Raw genomic sequence first — 19,030 nt, 5'->3', positions numbered from 1 at the left:
GCCGAAGGCGCGTCGGGTGGAGCCCTTAAGGACGGAGCCTACTCCACCACTTGTCAGGTAGCCTGGTTATTGGCAGGAAAGGAAGGTCTGGAGCATTTCTTTGATTTCACTGATTTCAGAGCCTTGCCGGTCAACTTTCTGTTCGAGGCCGTCAAAACGGACTTTAACCTCATGAACCTCATGTTCGAGGCCGGCAAACCGCTGATTAACTTCATGTCTGAATTGACTGTGTTCTTTTTCTTGCTGGTCAAACCTTTGGTGCATTTCACCACGGGTCTGACCCAAACCATCAACTACGTCAGTCAAGGTGTTGCGAATATGATTAATCTCTGTCGGCTGAGGCTTTGCTCTTGTATTCACTGGCATAACTCCAATCAATATGAGTGAATGACACAGATTAGCAGAGATTTACGGCAAGACACCTGACAGCAGCTTCACGAATGTTGCGTTGATGATTTTCGGAAACAGGGGTTGTGAGCCTCCAAAGATCCACAACCCTGAGAATATTACAGCTGGTTCAGCAGATATTGAATCAGCATGGGTACAGGGCGACCGGTAGCGCCTTTGGCTTTACCGGAGTTCCATCCCGTTCCGGCGATGTCCAGATGAGCCCACGGGTAGCTTTCTGTAAAGCGCGCCAGGAAGCAGGCCGCAGTGATGGTGCCAGCCGCACGGCCACCGATGTTGGCCATATCAGCAAAGTTGGAATCCAGCTGGGCCTGATACTCTTCACCCATTGGCAGCTGCCAGGCCAGATCGGAAGCGTCTTTGGAAGCTTTCAGCAGTGCTTCGGTCAGCTCATCATTGTTGCTCAGAAGACCGGTGGTGTGGTGACCCAGTGCAATGACACAGGCACCTGTGAGAGTGGCAACATCGATCACTGCTTTTGGCTTGTAACGCTCGGCGTAAGTCAGAGCATCGCAGAGTACCAGTCGGCCTTCGGCGTCAGTATTAAGGATTTCAATGGTCTGGCCCGACATTGAAGTGACGATGTCTCCCGGACGGGTAGCGTTGCCACTGGGCATATTCTCGGCGGCGGCAACCATGCCTACAACGTTGATGGGCAGGTTCAATGCCAGAATGGTCTGCATGGCGCCAAAAATGCTGGCTGCACCACACATGTCGAATTTCATCTCGTCCATGGCTGCACCGGGCTTCAGGGAAATACCACCGGTATCGAAGGTAATGCCTTTGCCCAGAAGTACAACGGGCTTCTCACCGCGCTTGCCACCTTTGTAGTCCATCAGGATCAATTTGGATTCCTGGTCTGAACCCTGGCCTACGGAAAGTAGGGAGTTCATACCCAGATCGGACATCTGTTTTTCACCCAAAATCTTGGCAGTCATCCTGGCATGGGATTTTGCCAGAGCTTTAGCCTGATCTGCCAGATAAGTCGGGTGGCAGATATTGCCCGGCAGGTTGCCCAGAGTACGAGCCAGGTTACGACCTTCACCAATGGCTTGACTTTCAGCAATAGCTTGATTCAGAGATTTTGCCTGCTTGCGATCAGCCAGAAAGGTGACCTTCTTCAGTACCAGTGCATCGGCGCTTTTACTCTTGAATTCGTCGAACTGGTAGAACGCATATACAATGGCTTCTACCAGCTGACGTACTTTCCAGCTATGGTCCTTGCCGTGCACATTGATATCTTCCAGGGATACCAGGGCGTCTTTGACAGAGGTAGCTTTCAGTTCACCAGCAACGGCTCTGGCCAGTTTGATGAATTCACTTTCCTTGAGGGCGGCTTTTCCTTCGCCGGTCGCACAGAGCAGAATCCGCTCAGAGGGCAATTCCGGAACATGCTGGAGCAACAGGGTCTGACCTGCCTTGTACTTGAGGTCGCCTCGTTTAAGGATGCTGTTGATGGCACCCTTGCTGGCTTCGTTTACGGCTGTGGCTGCGGCGGTAAGCTCTTTCTTCTGCACACCCAATACCAGGCAGGCAGTTTTCTGCTTCTCTACCGCTCCGCTTTTTACGATAAATTGCATGGTTGCTCCCATAGGACACTTGTCCGGTTCTAACTCTCGGGGATGACCCGATTTCCTGTTAATCTTTCTGACAAATTCCTGATAAATACTCCTAATCGGGCTTGTGGCTCTGGTAACCAGGAGTCGGGATTTCGAGGGAACCGACGGACACCTGAGTCAGCCCTGAATGCCCCTGGGGGACACACCCTTTTTTAGCAAAAGGCACGTAAATGATGAGACTTCTTTCATCCGGGCTATAAACTCGAAGAGGTTTGTTGGATAATTGTCAGATCGGGTATTTGAACAGAGCTTGCACGAGAAGTGAATTCCCGCAAGGCTTTCAGAGATAGATTTTAGTCCGTTTATTGTATCAATGTGTCGACAACTGATTTTTCGGGCAGAAAAATCATGTTTTGATGGTCGACAAATGTTCAGGATTACTGTCTGTCTTGAAGCGTCATACTTACCGGACCTCTCGGGTAAGTGAGTTTTACTTTTATGAACTATCGGAAACAGTAACTCAAGATCATGCCTTCGATCCTTTTTCGATACCTGGCCAAAGAAATGCTCAAGGTCACATTTGCTGTGACCGGCGTTGTGCTCCTGATTATCATGAGTGGCCGTTTTGTGAACTATCTTGCGCAGGCTGCCAATGGCACGCTGAACGCCGATATCCTTTTTGCCATTATGGGCTACAGAATGCCCGAATTCCTGGTAATGATTATTCCCCTGGGGCTGTTTCTGGGCATTATCATGGCATATGGCAGGCTCTATGTAGAAAATGAAATGACGGTTATGGGGGCCTGTGGTGTCAGTCAGGGCCATCTGCTGCGCATGACCATGATTCCGGCGCTGGGCGTTATGCTAGTGGTGGCTCTTCTAAGTATTCTGGTCGCCCCCTGGGGGATAAAGAAGGTAGAAACCATTCTTCATCAGCAGGATTCCATGACTGAGTTCGACACCCTGGTACCGGGTCGTTTTCAAAAGTTTGAGGGGGCAAATCGGGTTACTTACACCGAATCGCTGACGGATGACAATCAACAGATGGAGAAGGTGTTTATTGCTCACCAGTCATCCGGGCGGGGCAGTTCAGAGATGTCTCTGGTGCTGGCAGAGCGTGGTCGTATATCTACCACAGAGGAAGCCGGTCAGCGCTATCTTATCCTGAGTGATGGTTATCGCTACGATCTGACACCCGGTGGCAAAAAAGTCAGGGTGACTCAGTATGGAACCTATGGCGTCCGAATGGAAGAGAATGCAGTCGCAGATGAAATCAGCAAAGAGCAGGCGCTGCCGACTTCTACATTGTTAGGCTCTGATAATCCCACCTATATAGCTGAGTTGCAGTGGCGTATCTCACTGCCATTATTGATTCCAATTATTGTGTTGCTGGCTGTACCGCTCTCAAAAGTGAGCCCCAGACAAGGACGCTTCGTCAAACTCTTGCCCGGTGTATTGCTCTATCTGCTGTATCTGGCGTTACTGATTTCAACCCGTGGAATGGTTGATGATGGTCGCCTTTCTCCAAAGGTCGGTGTCTGGTGGGTGCATGGGGTTTATCTGCTGCTTGGATTGGTCGTTTATTTTCAGGAGCCTTTGCGGGTCATGATTGCCAAAAGGAAAGTTGCTCATGCGTAAGCTGGACCGTTACATCGCATGGAACGTATTGGCTTCCATGGTCGTGGTGCTTTTGATTCTGGTGGCGCTGGAATCCATGTTCGCGTTTTTGGGCGAGCTGGATAATATTCGTGGCAATTATCAGATGGCGGATGCGGTCGTCTATATTTTGCTTCTCATCCCCAAGAAGATTTATGAGTTCATCCCGGTGTCAGCCTTGATTGGATGTCTTGCTGGCCTCGGCAGTATGGCCTCAAACAGCGAGCTGGTGGTCATGAGAGCCGCAGGTGTTTCGCTGTGGCGGATGGTCTGGTCTGTGATGAAGCCGGCCCTGGTGCTGATTTTCATAGGCATCGTATTGGGTGAATATGTGGCGCCCGCCACAGAGCAGATTGCTGAAAGCCGGAAGAATATCGCCCGATCCCACAATGGCGAGTATTCCGGAGAAGGGGTCTGGCATCGTGAAGGCAATGAATTTATGTATTTTAATGCCGTTGAGCCAAATGGTGTGCTCTACGGTGTGAGTCGATATGTTTTTGATGATGATATGAGACTCAAGGAGAGTTCGTTTGCCAGAAGGGCGATCTATCAACAGGACCACTGGCTGCTTGAGGATGTCACCCTTAGTCGTATGGAAGGCGATAAAGTCGTTTCAGAAACAGTGAATACAGAGCCCTGGGATACCAACCTGACAACAACGCTTTTGAAAGTGGTGGTGGTTAAGCCCGATGGCTTGTCTATATCAGGCCTGAATACTTATACCCGTTATCTGGAAGAGCAGGGACTGGATACGGGTGAATATGCGCTGGCGTTCTGGACAAAAGCACTGCAACCCTTGTCTATTTTCTCCCTGGTGCTGGTGGGAATCTCTTTTGTCTTTGGTCCTCTGCGCTCGGTCAGTATGGGGCTGAGAATCTTTTCGGGCGTGATTACCGGGGTTGTATTTATGATTGTGCAGAACCTGCTGGGGCCTTCCAGCCTGGTGTTTGGTTTTCCGCCAGTCTTCTCTGTTCTGCTGCCGGTTCTGATCTGTATTGGTATAGGGTCATTGTTGCTACACCGGGCTGCCTGATGACAGAGTGCTGTCTTATTTCGGAAGATGGCTGGCTGTATTGAGAGAGTACGAATGGTGTTAAATCCAGGTGCCTGAGGCAGTCATTGAGCTAACATAGGCTGACTGCCTGTGATTTATCCGGTCAGGACTTTTGTTTAGGAATATACAGCGTTCTGGATCGGGACAAGCGATCTTGCCAGCTGAGATGTTCCCGATCCCAGAGACACCAGAAGACTCCCAGTCCGCAGAGTAACAGGGCAGGGATAGCGGTCAGTGTGCGAATCAGACATTGGCCGATAGAGATATAACCTCCTTCCCGATCCACAATCTGAATATTCCAGGCCTGCATGCCCAGTGTCTGGCCACGACGAGTCCAGAAAAAGGCAAAGAAGCTGAAAATACTCAGAAAAAGCGCAGCGTAAAAGAAAGGTCCGCCAATGGATTGTCCGTTCTCTGTCATGGCCTTGAGTTCTTCAGCGCCATATACCTTCATCTGAATGCCCAGGTTGATAAAACCCACCAGAAACATAATGGCCAAAACCAGAAAACTGTCGTAGATCATGGCAGCCAGTCGCCGCCAAACGGGTGCGGGTTGAGCCTGCTTCTTTTGAGATGTGCCTGACATAAAAACTCCTGTAACAGGCTGCGGAGTTTATCAGTTTCTATCTTGTTGGGCAGCTTTGACATAAAGACGCCCATAAAAAGTAAGGCTGTTAATGATCCGCAGGATTGATTCTGGATGTCAGAATATGATCCTGCCACTTTCCGGCAATCTTGAGGTAAGACCGGGCTCTACCTTCTACTTCAAAGCCCAGCTTTTTGAGTAATGCAGCACTTCGATGGTTGTCAGGAATATAGTTGGCCATGATGCGATGAAGCTTTGCTTCCTGAAAGATATAGTCCATGCCCGCAGAAACAATCTCCTGCATTAATCCCTGGCCCTGGTATTTTTTCGAAATAGAGTAGCCCAGGTGACAGGCTTGAAAAGCACCATGGACGACATTGTTAAAATTACACAGGCCAATGATTTCTTTTCGGTCAGGTGTCAGTGCTGTGAGCTGGAAACCTGAACCTTCCTCGAAGCTTTTGTACTGTTCGGTGAGCTGGTGCTCACATCGTTCCAGTGTATAAAAACCTTTGCTTCGTAAAGGTTCCCAGGGGGTAAGATGATCCCGGTTAGTCAGTCTGTACTCCAGCAGCAGTCCGGCGTGTTCGGGCTCAAGCAAGGTTAATTGAGTTCTGGGTGTTTTTATATTGATCATATTTTTATGATGAGCCGGAGGGAGCCTCTGAGTCCTGCCTGTTAATCAAACAGTGAACCCTGTTGATCCGGTAAGCCACCTTCGAGATCAAGTAGCTTTTGTTTAGCCGGTTTACCGCCGGCATAACCTTGAAGTTCACCGTTGCTGGCAATAACCCGGTGGCAGGGAATCAGTATTGAAATGCCGTTTGCACCATTGGCATTGGCTACGGCTCTCAGGGCGTTCCTGTCTCCCATGGATTCTGCCAGTCCGGCATAGGTGGTGGTCTCTCCATAGGGAATATCCATAAGAGCTTGCCAAACCTGCTTTTGAAAGGCAGTGCCAACCAGAAGCAGAGGCACTGAAAAGCTATTCCGCTCTTTACGAAAATACGCTTCCAACTGCTGTCGGGTGAGTGCCATCACTTCGTTGTCCTGCTCGACATACTCTGCTTTGAGCCCATTTCTGACACGCGCGTCAACTTGCAATCTTTTCTTTCGATAGCGCCAGTCACAGAGGCAGAGCTGCTGGTCATAGGTGCCCAGCATCAGCTCACCAACGGGGGATTTGTAGTATTGGATGTTGATGGTGTTCATGGTGAAGGTTTATAACATATTTTGAGCTGAGGTTGTTTGGTTGAGGTGGAAAATATGTCACTGGCTTGCTCCTATGCTTCGCACTGGAGTATATACATCCCGATAAGCGGACCCCGAAACTCAAGACAAAGTGCTGGTTTCCAGGTCTGGAACCAAAGGGCCTGAAGGCGAGGAAACCAGGATTTTTTGGTAGCCTCCATACCATGGGAACAAGCTAAAAAACTGGGTGCATAATATTCGCCAAGAAAATTAATTCCCTGGAAGTTACTGCTAGGAGCCTGACCGAGAATAGACTGCCCTACTGCGGCGCCAGCAAATTGGTCTGTAAATCCGCTTTTGTTCGTCAAATAGCTCGCTATTCTCCTCACAAAACCGAATTTTCATCCTCAATTTTCTGCCGTCCTCGCTACGGGCGCTATTCTCGGTCAGGCTCCTAGGAGCCTTATATGGTCCGCCCCGTTTTGCAAGAGCCTGTTTTGTTAATTAGCAAACAAAGATAACTGCAATCATATATACGGCCTATTCATGAGGTCTAACCCTCTGGCCCTGATGGGTATCCGCGCAACCTGGCCTTATCAGTCCGACGGCCTCAAGGGCCAAGGCTCCTATCAGGTTTCAGGTTGCCGGTTTTTACCTGTTTGCCATCAACTGTACATGCTCATCGCAATCTGCGGGGGGGTCCCCTTTGATTAAGCTTATGCTTTACTTTGCCGCTGCCGCCTTTACCTCATTATGCAGCCTTGTAAACTTCATTTCGGGTCATGATGACCCAGACAATCCGAGCCATTTTATTAGCCAGACCAACGGCGGCAACGTTGTGATTGCTGCGCTCATTAAGTTGGCTAACCCATTTTTTACAGCGGTCATCCTTATTTTTGAGGCAGTGGAGTACCGAACGTGCGCCGTGTATCAATAATGTGCGCAGGTATTTATCACCCCGTTTACTGATGCCCAGCAGGACTGACTTACCGCCTGTGGAATGCTGTCTTGGAACTAATCCCAACCATGCGGCAAGGTGTCGACCAGATTTAAAATACGTCGCATCACCAACGGCTGCCTTCAATGCTGTGGCAGTGATGGCTCCGATACCCGGCATAGTCATCATTCGACGACATTCGTCGTCGTTTTCAGCCAGCTCCTGAATTTTCTGGTCATACTGTTGAATACGCTTGTCAAGACTGGCCAACTCTTCTGATAAACCATGTAGCAGCTCACGAGTCAGCGAATGGAGTCCATTTTCAGCATCTTCCAGAATTCGTGGAAGCTGTGCACGAACTTTACCAATACCCTGGGCAACCACAATACCTTCTTCCAATAGTGACCCCCGGATCTGGTTAACCAGGGCAGTTCTCTGATCAACCGCTTGTTGACGATAGCGGTGCAGAAGTTGCCAGGCCTGCTGCTCTGACGTTTTAACAGGTACAAAACGCATGCTGGGCCGTGAAGCTGCTTCTGCAATCGCTTCAGCATCGTTGTAGTCATTTTTGTTGGTCTTGACATAAGGCTTGACAAATTGAGGTGAAATCAGCTTGACAGTATGCCCATAGTTCTTGAATAACCGAGCCAAATAGTGAGCACCACCACAAGCTTCCATAGCGATAATGCATGGCTCCAGATTTGCCACGTACTCCAGAAGGTTCTTCCTGGACAACTTCTTTCTGATGACTTTGCTACCCTGGTCATCAACACCAAACAGGTGAAAGTTGTTCTTGCCAATATCGATACCAAGTACTGAAATAGTCATGGGTGGTTCGCTCCGGTTAATCCTGTTTAAATGGTTAACTCCATTTTGGCTCATTTGAAGCCGTTTAGGAGGGGCGGACCATCCCATTAGACCGAGAATAGCGCAACCAGACCAACAGAAGTTTTCCCAAATCTTAAAATGAGCAAAAAATATCCAATTATTAGTGGGATTTTGCTCATTTTTGCATATTTATGCCTTCTCACAGCCTCTATGCTGCCTTTTTAGCCTCTTTCAAATCTTCAAGACGGATTGACCTCGTGGAAGCCGCTTTTACAAATTTTTTGATATTATGCGCAGTGCATACCAGTGAAAATTCCGCTGAAACTTTTTCTTTGCCGCGGAGACTGAACCCTCGGAAACCAGATTCTTTTATCTGTCCAAATGGTGGCTCCGCAATAACTTTACGACGCTCATATATGGCTTTCGCACCGGCTGTCTCCATTTTCTTATTCATAGCCTGACGTGCTTTTTCAAACTTATCGGTACGGATAACCCTGCCAGCCTCTTTCTTTGAATCACTGCAATTCCGACGATAAGGGCATTCCCTGCATACCGTCTTGTTTGCCCGGTAGCTTTTTCTTTTGCTTTTGCTGGCCGGGTTCGTTACCAGCTTTTCCCCTGCCGGACAGATAAATACATCAGCTTCGGAATCATACGCAAAATCCGCTTTGACAAACTTCCTGTCAGAGCTTTCAAGGTCGTCAGCGGCAGGCTTCTCCGCCTTGTCGGTTGCGATATAGGCATCAATCTCATGTCGCTCGACTGTATGTAAGTTTGACCCTGAAAAGTAACCATTATCCATACTCCACTTATCTACAGCCGCGCCATCAGTGGCTCCTGATAATGCCCTCAGCGCCGGCTCCACTTCCTGTACATCGTTGGCGTGTTGGCTGACATGCTGGCCAACAATGATCTGGTTATCGGAATCAACTGTAATTTGAGCATTGTAGCTGTACTCACAATACCCCTTCTTGCTCATCACGCGGGCATCGTGATCTGCAAAACTGATCTGCTTTTTGTCGTCTATTGGTTTGTCTGGATTTAAAGCTTTTTCACGTTCTTCAAGTGCTTTCTTGGCCTCTTTGATTTTTTTCAGGCGCTCTTCTTTAAACTGGAGGTCTTCAGGAATGCTGTAACCATTGGTTGCTTTGTAGGCGTCATCTTCTTCCTGATCACACTGACTGGCTTTTTTGATCAGCTCATCCACTTCGGCACTGAGTTCTGCCTCTTTCGCTTTGAGCCTCCCGTAGCTCATGGCCTTGTGTTTTGAGCTGTTGGCTTTGAACTTGGAGCCGTCCAGGCTGATATGACCCAGTGATGCCATTTTGAGTTCAATGGCCAGTTTGACTGACTGTTTGAAGCAGTCATGGAAAAACGACAGATTATCCTTACGAAAGTCACCAAGAACCCTGAAATTCGGGCAGTTCATTTGTGAGATATACATGAACGCCAAGTCTTGTCGACACCGTCGCTCAATCTCACGGGAACTGAAAACACCATGGCTGTATGCGTAGATCAGAATAGCGACAATGAGCTTTGGAGGGTATGCGTGCTGACCAAGGTGGTGATATTTTTTTTCGACTTCAGACGTATTAATGTTCTGAAAAATGCTTTCATAAATAAAACAATCATGATCTTTGGGAAGCAAATCGAAAACGTTGGTTGGGAACAGCAGATGCTGATCAAACTCAACAGGACTGTCCTTAAACTTTGGTGGTGGTGACATTTGGCATAATCAGAGTTGGTTTAAGGCTTATCATAACAGATAAGCCTATTCTCGGTCAGGCTCCTAGAATGTTGAGGCTGTGTAGATGTGCAGAATTGTGTTTTAAATATATAGAGGAAATACACGCTACTGGCCCGTTGTAGAATGTTTACGGGCTTATTCGGGAGTGAATTATGATTAAAGAAGATTATTTAAAGCATATTGAAGTTGATCAGGCAAAACGTTTTGGAAAACCTTGTATAAAAGGGACCCGAATAACGGTTACAGACATACTGGAAATGCTGGCAAGTGGTATGACGCAAGCAGAAATACTTGATGAACACCCTAATCTTCTGGCTGAACATATTAAGGCTGCATTGCTCTACGCAGCCAATCAACTATCTGGTGCCGCCTGATGCTATTGTTGGATGAAACCCTTTCACCAAAACTTGTTGCCAGAATCAATGATACATACCCCGGAAGCTTGCATGTTTTGGATTCAAAGCTGGATAACTCACCTGATATTGAAATCTGGTGTTATGCAAAAAAACAGCAGTTAACCATTGTCACCAAAGACAAAGATTTTCTTCGCTATGCAATTCAGTATGGCCATCCACCAAAATTGGTTTATCTGACAACAGGAAATGCAAAACTGGCTGTTATAGAAGCCATTCTTTTAGAAAATGAAGCGATCATAAAATCATTTGCCACATTGGACAAAGAAGGTGTCTTGAAAATGGGCTAGTGATACAAAAGTTTAGCCACTACCTTACAGGTAAATTATCATGCTACATAGATTCTGCTTCAGCTCCCACTTCAGAGCGACGCATTGTAGGTCTGTCGTGCGCAGGACTGACTTTGTCATGCCACAGGTCATATCCACCTGAAGCAGAATCTTTGACTGCACTTTTTACCCCCCCATATCTTCTCTATCTTTTGGCCCGTATCCAAGCTCCTGTCTGAGAGTGCATTTGGGACTAAGAGAGTGAAAATTATAAGACCGGCCTCAACTTGCTGAATTTATTAATTACAAACAGCTCTCAATTATTTGAAGTCAGTCTTATCATGTCGTTCAGGCAACTGTTCCTCGGGTTCTCCCCAGGTTCTGTTGACCATCTTGCCGCGTTTAACTGCGGGTCGTGAAGCCATCTGTTCTGCCCAGCGTTTAACGTTTTTATAAGAGTCCACGCTCAAAAACTCTGCCGCGTTGTACAGCTGACCCAAGACCAAAGCACCGTACCAGGGCCAGATAGCGATATCGGCGATGGAGTATTCATTGCCTGCGATATAATTGTTTTTCGCCAGTTGCTTATCCAGTACATCCAGCTGGCGTTTTACTTCCATGGTGTAACGATTAATCGGGTATTCAAATTTCTCGGGTGCATAGGTATAAAAATGGCCAAAGCCTCCACCTAAAAAGGGTGCACTGCCCATCTGCCAGAATAACCAGGACATGATTTCTGCACGACCCTCTTTTTGCGGCAAAAATTCGCCAAACTTTTCTGCCAGGTGAACCAGAATGGCACCGGATTCAAAAATACGAACCGGCTTCTCGCCACTGTTATCGATCAATGCCGGAATCTTCGAATTGGGGTTGATATCGACAAACCCGCTACCGAATTGCTCCCCTTCCATGATCTTGATTGGATAAGCATTATATTCGGCTTTATCAATGCCTTTCTCTAACAACTCTTCGAACATGATGGTGACTTTTACTCCGTTGGGAGTGGCTAGTGAGTAAAGCTGGAAACGATGCTCTCCCCTGGGCAGTTCTTTATCGTGTGTTTTACCAGATACCGGACGATTGATATTGGCAAATTGACCGCCGGATTCATCGTCCCAGGTCCAGACCGCCGGAGGGGTGTATTTGTCTTGTTCGCTCATGTTCTAAATCCTCAGATTAGTGGACCCATACTAGCTTTGAATGCTTTTCTTGAACAGACAGTGCAGCGGATAAGGCTATTTCACAGAGTGAGCAGGGGTTATACCGCAATTTGTCGGTTGCTGCCCGGGAATTGGAATTTTTTTTCGTTCTCATTGTCAAAAGGTAAAAATGACATTTTGATAAGGGTGCGCATATATGGATGTAACAGGCAAAAATACCAATACCATGACCGGATCTGGCCTAATTTCCAAAGCCATTGATAGTGAAGGAATAGGGAATTATAAATCGCTCTCAGTAAGATCCACTGAAGGCAACGAGAGACTCTTCAATCCTGGCAATGTTGTATCTGGCAACACCGGAGTATCTGGAACCGGATTTCAACGCATTGACAGCTCGTTTAATCTTACCGACTGTAATATCAGTCATCCCAAGCCTTGCAGCCCGAAAACCATCGGTATAGAAGGTGGGGCAGAAGACAACCACAAAGTAGCACCCGGTTCTGGCCATGGTCAGGTAAAGCAAAAAAAGTTGCTGGAATTACTTACTTCAGAAAATGTTAACGAACAATGTGTAAAAGAAGAATTAGAGAAACTTGTCCAACAATTTGATAAATTACATGTCGGTATCAGTTTAATGGATGAAGTCAATGAGCTGAAAAAAGAGATTAAGGAATATATTGATACGGGTACTTGCAGCTACATAGGGAAAGAATTTGAAACTATAAATGATGCTCAATCAAGAAAAAAAATAGCGGATAAAATTAAAAAAATAGTACGGGATATCGCTATTTGGTCGGGGGTCGAAAAAGACAATCTGAAAGTGCTCACCTATATTATTGAACAAGGGGTTCCTATCGAAAAAAAAGCTGGCTGTATTGATCTTGATCCTGAGTCTACTGTATACCTCCCTTTTGACACGATGAGAAAGCTGGTAGATAACTGCAAGCCAGACTTTCCAGATCTGTTATTTGTCAAGGGTATTTTTGCTGATGCTGATCCTCGCTTTGACGTTCTTTCCGAGGAGATTTTAACTTCCAGATACATTAAAGATGAATTATTTCAGCAGGCAATCGCACAATCAATACCAACGGTTTCATTTAGAAGGTTAATGATTTTTTTTAACTACCTTCGTCGTAAATGTAATGCCAGAGGCATGATTAAAGACCTTAATAGGCATAGTTTCGAAAATCACCGCATTACCAATTGTCACAGGATGGAAAGATACAGTAAAAGCATAATAATGGTATTTGTTCTTGAAGCCATGGCTCAACAATCACAAAAAGAAGCAAAGGAAGAAGTCTGTAATCTTATTGGATCATTTTATCAGGATGAGCAGCAGATGATTGCAATGATTGCACTTTTGGGAGGACTGCACCAATGCTCCGAACTATTGACTGAAATGGGTATTACCGTCTCCAGGCAGGCGTTTAAAAAAGCCTCGGTTAATCTTGAAAATTCTCCTTTTCTTATGGCTAAAGAGGCGGGTCTGACGAATGAACGACTGTTTGCCAATACAGTGAATCGAATAGCTCCGTTTTTATGGTCCTTGCCCAATAAATTCGGGCTATATCTGCACCAGGAACACTGGCTTTTAGATAAAAAATCACTGTCGTTTATTCATCTTGTCATGGATCAATTGTCGATTTGTCAGGAGGGGAGTTATGAATCGAAAAATGGTTTAGCGCCGAAGCATGGAGCAGCATTGGTTCCGGGAGATGTAAGCCTGTGGGCAGCAAAAATTTTTAAGGGAATGAGTGATGCTACTTTGACAAACAGTGCAGGTCTTTTACAGGAAGATGCCCGCTATAGTGAGACATGGAACATCTTAATCAGCCAGGTTAAATGCTGCAATGGTCTGGCCCGTTCCGATGATTTCAAGAAATTCATGGACTGGCTTTTGATGGATGGTTTGTCATGGGTACGGGGGGAATCGAAATACCGTGAGAAAGAGGCACCCTTTACAACCAGACTGAAAAGTTACCGACCGGACTTGTGGCCGGACCCGGGTAATGAGGATTCGACAACATCACCGGCATTATGTGATCAACTTGAAACATATAGCAATCGTGTCACTAACTTACATTTTAACTTCATTGAATCATTTCTACGGCTTGCCCCTCCAGGCCATCGAATTTATGTTCTAAATAACTGGTTAAACAATCCTGATTGCGCAAAGCAGCGGGAAACCCTGTTTTGCAGATCTGTTCATCCCCTCAATACTATGGGAAGTCCTAACATTTGGCAGTTGTTGTTATCACTGGATAAAGATTATCAGCCACAGGGAAATCAGTTTGAACATGATTGGCAAAAACTGGACAATCCACAGCAATGGACAGCGCCCCCTCCGATAACATCGTTAATAGGCAAGTCTATCGAGGTGTATGGGCGTACGCTCGTCATTCAGCGAACGGACGGTGACTGGGATTATCTGAAATTTCTCAGTGATACGGAAAAGCCTGAAGAACTGGCAAAAGAGGGTAATAAAATCAGCCTGATGGCAACCATAGCCAGCCAGCATGGCTTGAAAAGTTCAATTCCCGATGTGGTCGGCAGATATCGCTGGGAAAATGTGCAGACTGGTCTGACGACATTAATACCTCCCACCATAAAGACCAAACTGGAGGAAAAGTGTCGCTACATTGATGACAAGTCAGGTTATTGTCTACATCTGAAATCAACCAAAGATGCGCCTTATCATTTATACCCTTATGTTCTTGATCCAGTAACAAAGGCGGATCAGATTTTCGAGGGACTCTATAAGTATGCACACGATTGCGGCGTTTTATTCAGTTGCGGATTATATGCTCCTGCGGTAACAGCGGCAGATCATGATTCTGTGACGAACCGAAAGCACCATGTGCTTTCGTCTTATGTGAATGCCTCTAGCGAGGGGAGGATGCTCCAGTGGAAAAAAGCCTCAGAACATCCCAACGTGGGTCCCGTAGGCATGCGGGACTCCGGTGATACGAAAAGTATGCATGAGCTGGGTGAAGATTATTTTTTCTCCAGCAGGTGTCAGAAATTTCTTGATTTTGAAAAATCAGAGGATCGGGCCAAGGTGGCCTTTTCTGAACTGGCAAAAAATGCCCAGGGGCTGGTATTGCAATATGCTCTCTGTTTTCAAAAACAGTTCGACTCTGGCAATAGAGAGTCCACACTCAATCATGAGCATAAAATAAAGGTAATGCTGGCTACCCTGTTTCACAAGGCGTTTCCCCGATTCACAGAAGAGTGCACGGTTCAGGCCATGGACGAAGATGGGTTGCTGTCCCAGGCTGTTAGAGAGATTGTCTACTGGTGTAGTCATGACGCCAGATTCGTTAACGATATCAAACATAACGTTATACCGAAATCGACCTACCCAGACTGTCCAGAAACGACCAATATCTTTGATTATTGTACATTGGAACCTCGTGAGCTGGTCCCCGGTGTTGGTTTTGTTACACGGGATAACCAGCCAAACCTTGGCGTTTCTTTTGGTGTCAATCCATTAGTTACGCTGAATGCAGTGATTGTAAAGCTACTGGCCAGGGGCGCTCTGACCTCTCTGTGAGTTTAATCTTTTCAGGATAAACTCACCACTGGATTAATGAGTGCTGATATCGTAGCCCCATACCAGCTTTGAAGCTTTTCTTGAACAGAGAGTGAAGCGGATAAGGCTATTTCACAGAGGAAACCGGGGTTATACCGCAATTGTCGGTTGTGGCCCGGGAATTGGAATTTTTTTTCGTTCTCATTGTCAAAAGGTACAAAGGACATTTTGATAAGGGTGCGCATATATGGATGTAACAGGCAAAAATACCAATACCATGACTGGAGCTGGCCTAATTTCCGAAGCCAGTGATAGTGAAGGAATAGGGAATTATAAATCGCTGACAGTAAGATCCACTGAAGGCAAAGAGAGACGCTTCAATCCTGCCAATGTTGTATCTGGCAACACCGGAGTATCTGGGCCCCGATTTCAACGCATTGACAACTCACCTGATCTTACCGACTACAGTGTCAGTCATTCCACAGTTTACAGTCCGAAAAACATCGATATAGAAGTTGGGGCCGAAGGCAACCAGAAAGTAGCCCCCAGCTCTGGTCATGGTCAGCTAGAGCAAGCAAAGTTGCTGGAATTACTGACTTCAGAACATGATAAAGAAGAATGTGTAAAAGACGAATTTGAGAAACTTTTCCAACAATTTGATAAATTACATGTCAATATCAGTCTAATGGATAAAGTTAATGAGCTGAAAAGAGAGGTTAAAGAATACTTTGATAATGATACTTACATCGTTGGCAGGTATAAATTTGAAATTACAAGCGGTATTGAATCAAGGAAAAAAATAGCAGTTGATGTTCAAACAATAGCACGGGATATTGCTACATGGGCCGGGGTCGAAAAAAACAATCTGAAAGTACTTACCTATATTATTGAGCAAGGGTTCCCCATCAATCCTCTATCCAGCTGTCTTGATTTTAACCTTGAAACTACCGTATACCTCCCTTTTGATACGATGAGAAAGCTGGTCGATAACTGCGAAGATCATTGCCCGGACCTGTTATTTGTCAAGGGTGCTTTTGCTGATCCGGACTCTCGCTTTGACCTTCTTTCAGAGGAGATTCTAAATTCCCGATCCATTGATGGTATGTTATTTCAGGAAGTAATTGCACAATCAATACCAAAGGTTTCATTGGCCAGATTAATGATTTTCTTTAATTACCTCCGTCGTGGATGCAATAGCAGAAACATAATCAGAGACTTGAATGAACATCAATTTCGATACCACCGATTTACTACTAGAAGAGAGATTCACAGATACAAAAAAAACATAATAATGGTGTTTGTTATTGAAGCTATTGCACAACGATCACAAAAAGAAGCCCGCAAACTTATTGTTTCATTTTCTCAGGAAGAACAGAAGCCGATTGCAATGATTGCTGTTTTAGGAGGACTTTACCAATGCTCCGAGTTATTGACTGAAATGGGTGTTACCGTCTCCAGGCAGGCGTTTAAAGACGTATCGGTTAATCTTAATAAATCTCCTTTTCTTATGGCCAAAGAGGCTGGTTTGACCAATGAGCGCTTGTTTGTCAATACAGTCAATCGAATAGCTCCGTTTTTATGGACCTTGCCCGACCAATTCGGAATGCAGATGCACGAGGAACACCTGTATTCAGAGAAGGATGAGCTGCCATTTATCCATCTTGTCATGGAACAAATGTCCATTTGCCATAAGGGGAGTTATGGATCGGAAAATGGGTTATGGGCGTATCATGGGAAATCTTTGGATCTGAGAGATGTAAGCTTGTGGGCAGCAAAAATTTTTAAGGGAATTAATGATACTATTTTGGCAAACAGTGCAGGTCTTTTACAGGAAGATGTCCAGTATAGTCAGACATGGAACACCCTTATCAGCCAGGTCAAATGCTGCAATGGCCTCACCCATCCTGATGATTTCAGGAAATTCATGGACTGGCTTTTGCTGGATGGCCTGTCATGGGTTCGATCGGAATCGCGCTACCGTGAGGCTGAGGCAAAGTTTACAACCAGGCTGAAAAGTTACCGTCCAGACCTGTGGCCGGACCCGGGCAATGAGGCTTCGGCAACACCACCAAGATCATATGCATATACTCAACTTGTAACGTACACCACTGGCGTCACTAACTTACATTTTGACATCATTGAATCATTTCTGCGGCTTGCTCCTCCAGGCCATCGAATCCATGTGCTAAATAACTGGTTAAACAATCCTGATTGTGCAAAACAGCGGGAAGCCTTGTTTTGCAGAACTGCTTACCCCCTCAATGTTGTGGGAAGTCCTAACATTTGGCAGTTACTGTTATCACTGGATAAAGATTATCAGCCACAGGAAAATCAGTATGATAATGATTGGCAAAAACTGGACAATCCGCAGCAGTGGTCAGACCCTCCCCCGACAGCATCATTGATAGGTCAATCTATCGAGGTGTGCGGGCGAACGCTGGTCATTCAGCGAACGGATGGTGGCTGGGATTATCTGAAATTTCTCAGCGATACAGAAAAACCGGAAGAACTGGCAAAAGAGGGTAATAAAATCAGCCTGATGGCAACCATAGCCAGCCAGCATGGCTTGAAAAGCTCAATTCCTGAAGTGGTCGGCAGATATCGCTGGGAAAATGTGCAGACTGACCTGACGACATTAATGTCTCCCACCATAAAGGCAAAACTGGAGGAAAAGTGTCGCTACATTGATGACAAGACAGGTTATTGTCTTCATCTGAAATCAACCAAAGATGCGCCTTATCATTTATACCCTTATTTGCTTGATCCAGTAACAAAGGCGGATCAGATTTTCGAAGGACTCTATAAGTATGCCCATGATTGCGGTGTTTTATTCAGTTGCGGATTATATACCCCAGAGGTAATGGCGGCTGACCATGATTCAGTGACGAACCGGAAGCACCATGTTCTTTCCTCTTATGTCGATGCCTCCAGCGAGGGGAGGATGCTTCAGTGGAAAAAAGCGTCAGAACATCCCAATGTGGGTCCAGTGGGTATGCGGGATTCCGGTGATACGAAAAGTATGCATGAGCTGGGTGAAGATTATTTTTTTTCCAGCAGATGTCAGAAATTTCTTGATTTTGAAAAGTCAGAGGATCGGGCCAAGGTGGCCTTTTCAGAACTGGCAAAAAATGTTCAGGGGCTGGTATTGCAATATGCCCTCTGTTTTCAAAATCAGTTCGACTCTGGCAATAGGGAGTCCACACTTAATCATGAGCATAAAATAAAGGCGATTCTTGTTACTCTGTTTCACAAGGCGTTTCCCCGATTCACAGAAGAGTGTGCGGCTCAGGCAATGGATGAAGATGGGCTGCTGTCACAGGCTGTCAGAGAGGTTATCTACTGGTGCGGTTATGACGGCAGATTTGTTAACGACATTAAACATAATGTTATACCGAAGTTGACCTACCCAGACTGTCCTGAAACGACCAATATCTTTGATTTCTTCATATTTGAACCTCGTGAGCTGGTTCCCGGTGTTGGTTTTGTTACGCGGGATAACCAGCCAAACCTTGGCATTTCTTTTGGTGTCAATCCATTGGTTACGCTGAATGCAGTGATTGTAAAGCTACTGGTCAGGGGAGCTCTGACCTCTCTGTGAGTTAATCTTTCAGGATAAACTTACCACCGGATTAATGAGTGCTGCTATCAGTAGCCCCATACCAGTTTTGAATGTTTTTCTTGAAAGAGGGA

At 46.0% G+C, this 19,030-nt stretch carries 14 protein-coding genes; 6 read left to right on the top strand and 8 right to left on the bottom strand.

What is annotated here, in order from left to right; all coding sequences use genetic code 11:
- Window positions 1-66 precede the first annotated feature (66 nt).
- Both ACOJUO_RS23515 and ACOJUO_RS23510 read right to left on the bottom strand, forming a co-directional pair.
- Window positions 67-360, bottom strand: a complete 294-nt coding sequence (locus tag ACOJUO_RS23515) for a hypothetical protein (RefSeq protein ID WP_422138357.1) — start codon at window positions 358-360, stop codon at window positions 67-69.
- Between the two features lie 146 nt (window positions 361-506).
- On the bottom strand, window positions 507-1,988 hold the full coding sequence (locus ACOJUO_RS23510; protein WP_422138356.1) for a leucyl aminopeptidase: 1,482 nt from the start codon (window positions 1,986-1,988) through the stop codon (window positions 507-509).
- Between the two features lie 507 nt (window positions 1,989-2,495).
- On the opposite strand from ACOJUO_RS23510, the gene lptF reads away from it, so the two are divergent.
- Both lptF and lptG read left to right on the top strand, forming a co-directional pair.
- On the top strand, window positions 2,496-3,605 hold the full coding sequence (lptF, locus tag ACOJUO_RS23505; RefSeq protein ID WP_422134303.1) for an LPS export ABC transporter permease LptF: 1,110 nt from the start codon (window positions 2,496-2,498) through the stop codon (window positions 3,603-3,605).
- On the top strand, window positions 3,598-4,656 hold the full coding sequence (gene lptG / locus ACOJUO_RS23500; protein ID WP_422138355.1) for an LPS export ABC transporter permease LptG: 1,059 nt from the start codon (window positions 3,598-3,600) through the stop codon (window positions 4,654-4,656). Before lptF ends, lptG begins: the two co-directional genes overlap by 8 nt.
- Before the next feature lie 124 nt (window positions 4,657-4,780).
- On the opposite strand, the gene ACOJUO_RS23495 is transcribed toward lptG, so the two are convergent.
- From ACOJUO_RS23495 to ACOJUO_RS23475, 5 genes are all read right to left on the bottom strand, one after another.
- Window positions 4,781-5,263 (bottom strand): RDD family protein, encoded by a 483-nt coding sequence (locus ACOJUO_RS23495; protein WP_422134301.1) that lies wholly within the window; start codon window positions 5,261-5,263, stop codon window positions 4,781-4,783.
- An 88-nt stretch (window positions 5,264-5,351) separates the two neighbouring features.
- Window positions 5,352-5,900, bottom strand: a complete 549-nt coding sequence (locus tag ACOJUO_RS23490) for a GNAT family N-acetyltransferase (RefSeq protein ID WP_422138354.1) — start codon at window positions 5,898-5,900, stop codon at window positions 5,352-5,354.
- 41 nt (window positions 5,901-5,941) lie between these two features.
- Window positions 5,942-6,475 (bottom strand): methylated-DNA--[protein]-cysteine S-methyltransferase, encoded by a 534-nt coding sequence (locus ACOJUO_RS23485; protein ID WP_422138353.1) that lies wholly within the window; start codon window positions 6,473-6,475, stop codon window positions 5,942-5,944.
- Between the two features lie 730 nt (window positions 6,476-7,205).
- Window positions 7,206-8,219: an IS110 family transposase gene (locus ACOJUO_RS23480; protein WP_422132667.1), complete on the bottom strand. Its 1,014-nt coding sequence runs from the start codon at window positions 8,217-8,219 to the stop codon at window positions 7,206-7,208.
- A 208-nt stretch (window positions 8,220-8,427) separates the two neighbouring features.
- Window positions 8,428-9,945: an IS1182 family transposase gene (locus ACOJUO_RS23475; protein WP_422132798.1), complete on the bottom strand. Its 1,518-nt coding sequence runs from the start codon at window positions 9,943-9,945 to the stop codon at window positions 8,428-8,430.
- 173 nt (window positions 9,946-10,118) lie between these two features.
- Here ACOJUO_RS23475 and ACOJUO_RS23470 point away from each other — a divergent pair, with 173 nt between their 5' ends.
- Both ACOJUO_RS23470 and ACOJUO_RS23465 read left to right on the top strand, forming a co-directional pair.
- The gene (locus tag ACOJUO_RS23470) at window positions 10,119-10,340 is read left to right on the top strand and encodes a DUF433 domain-containing protein (RefSeq protein ID WP_422134298.1); all 222 of its coding nucleotides are present in this window, start codon (window positions 10,119-10,121) and stop codon (window positions 10,338-10,340) included.
- Window positions 10,340-10,669 carry a DUF5615 family PIN-like protein gene (locus ACOJUO_RS23465; RefSeq protein WP_422138352.1) on the top strand — a complete coding sequence of 110 codons (330 nt, stop codon included), beginning with the start codon at window positions 10,340-10,342 and terminating at the stop codon, window positions 10,667-10,669. Before ACOJUO_RS23470 ends, ACOJUO_RS23465 begins: the two co-directional genes overlap by 1 nt.
- 299 nt (window positions 10,670-10,968) lie before the next feature.
- Here the strand turns inward: ACOJUO_RS23465 and yghU are convergent, their stop codons facing one another.
- Window positions 10,969-11,808 (bottom strand): glutathione-dependent disulfide-bond oxidoreductase, encoded by an 840-nt coding sequence (gene yghU, locus ACOJUO_RS23460; protein ID WP_422138351.1) that lies wholly within the window; start codon window positions 11,806-11,808, stop codon window positions 10,969-10,971.
- A gap of 196 nt (window positions 11,809-12,004) precedes the next feature.
- Between yghU and ACOJUO_RS23455 the strand changes: the two genes are divergently transcribed.
- Together ACOJUO_RS23455 and ACOJUO_RS23450 are read left to right on the top strand one after the other, a co-directional pair.
- Window positions 12,005-15,361, top strand: coding sequence for a hypothetical protein (locus ACOJUO_RS23455; protein WP_422138350.1), 3,357 nt, complete (start codon window positions 12,005-12,007; stop codon window positions 15,359-15,361).
- A gap of 226 nt (window positions 15,362-15,587) precedes the next feature.
- A complete protein-coding gene (locus ACOJUO_RS23450) occupies window positions 15,588-18,938 on the top strand; it encodes a hypothetical protein (protein ID WP_422138349.1) in 3,351 nt (1,116 codons plus the stop codon).
- The last annotated feature ends 92 nt before the right edge of the window (window positions 18,939-19,030 follow it).

Source organism: Endozoicomonas sp. ALC020, from assembly GCF_049275935.1.
In the GTDB taxonomy this organism is placed as follows: Bacteria; Pseudomonadota; Gammaproteobacteria; order Pseudomonadales; family Endozoicomonadaceae; genus Endozoicomonas_A.
This window is presented reverse-complemented; position numbering and strand designations above follow the sequence as displayed.

Coding starts and splice junctions, on each gene's coding strand:
- lptF (WP_422134303.1), top strand. CDS start 2,496: ATGCCTTCGATCCTTTTTCGATACCTGGCCAAAGAAATGCTCAAGGTC.
- ACOJUO_RS23465 (WP_422138352.1), top strand. CDS start 10,340: ATGCTATTGTTGGATGAAACCCTTTCACCAAAACTTGTTGCCAGAATC.
- ACOJUO_RS23455 (WP_422138350.1), top strand. CDS start 12,005: ATGGATGTAACAGGCAAAAATACCAATACCATGACCGGATCTGGCCTA.
- yghU (WP_422138351.1), bottom strand. CDS start 11,808: ATGAGCGAACAAGACAAATACACCCCTCCGGCGGTCTGGACCTGGGAC.
- ACOJUO_RS23475 (WP_422132798.1), bottom strand. CDS start 9,945: ATGTCACCACCACCAAAGTTTAAGGACAGTCCTGTTGAGTTTGATCAG.
- ACOJUO_RS23495 (WP_422134301.1), bottom strand. CDS start 5,263: ATGTCAGGCACATCTCAAAAGAAGCAGGCTCAACCCGCACCCGTTTGG.
- ACOJUO_RS23485 (WP_422138353.1), bottom strand. CDS start 6,475: ATGAACACCATCAACATCCAATACTACAAATCCCCCGTTGGTGAGCTG.
- ACOJUO_RS23490 (WP_422138354.1), bottom strand. CDS start 5,900: ATGATCAATATAAAAACACCCAGAACTCAATTAACCTTGCTTGAGCCC.
- ACOJUO_RS23470 (WP_422134298.1), top strand. CDS start 10,119: ATGATTAAAGAAGATTATTTAAAGCATATTGAAGTTGATCAGGCAAAA.
- ACOJUO_RS23510 (WP_422138356.1), bottom strand. CDS start 1,988: ATGCAATTTATCGTAAAAAGCGGAGCGGTAGAGAAGCAGAAAACTGCC.
- lptG (WP_422138355.1), top strand. CDS start 3,598: ATGCGTAAGCTGGACCGTTACATCGCATGGAACGTATTGGCTTCCATG.
- ACOJUO_RS23450 (WP_422138349.1), top strand. CDS start 15,588: ATGGATGTAACAGGCAAAAATACCAATACCATGACTGGAGCTGGCCTA.
- ACOJUO_RS23480 (WP_422132667.1), bottom strand. CDS start 8,219: ATGACTATTTCAGTACTTGGTATCGATATTGGCAAGAACAACTTTCAC.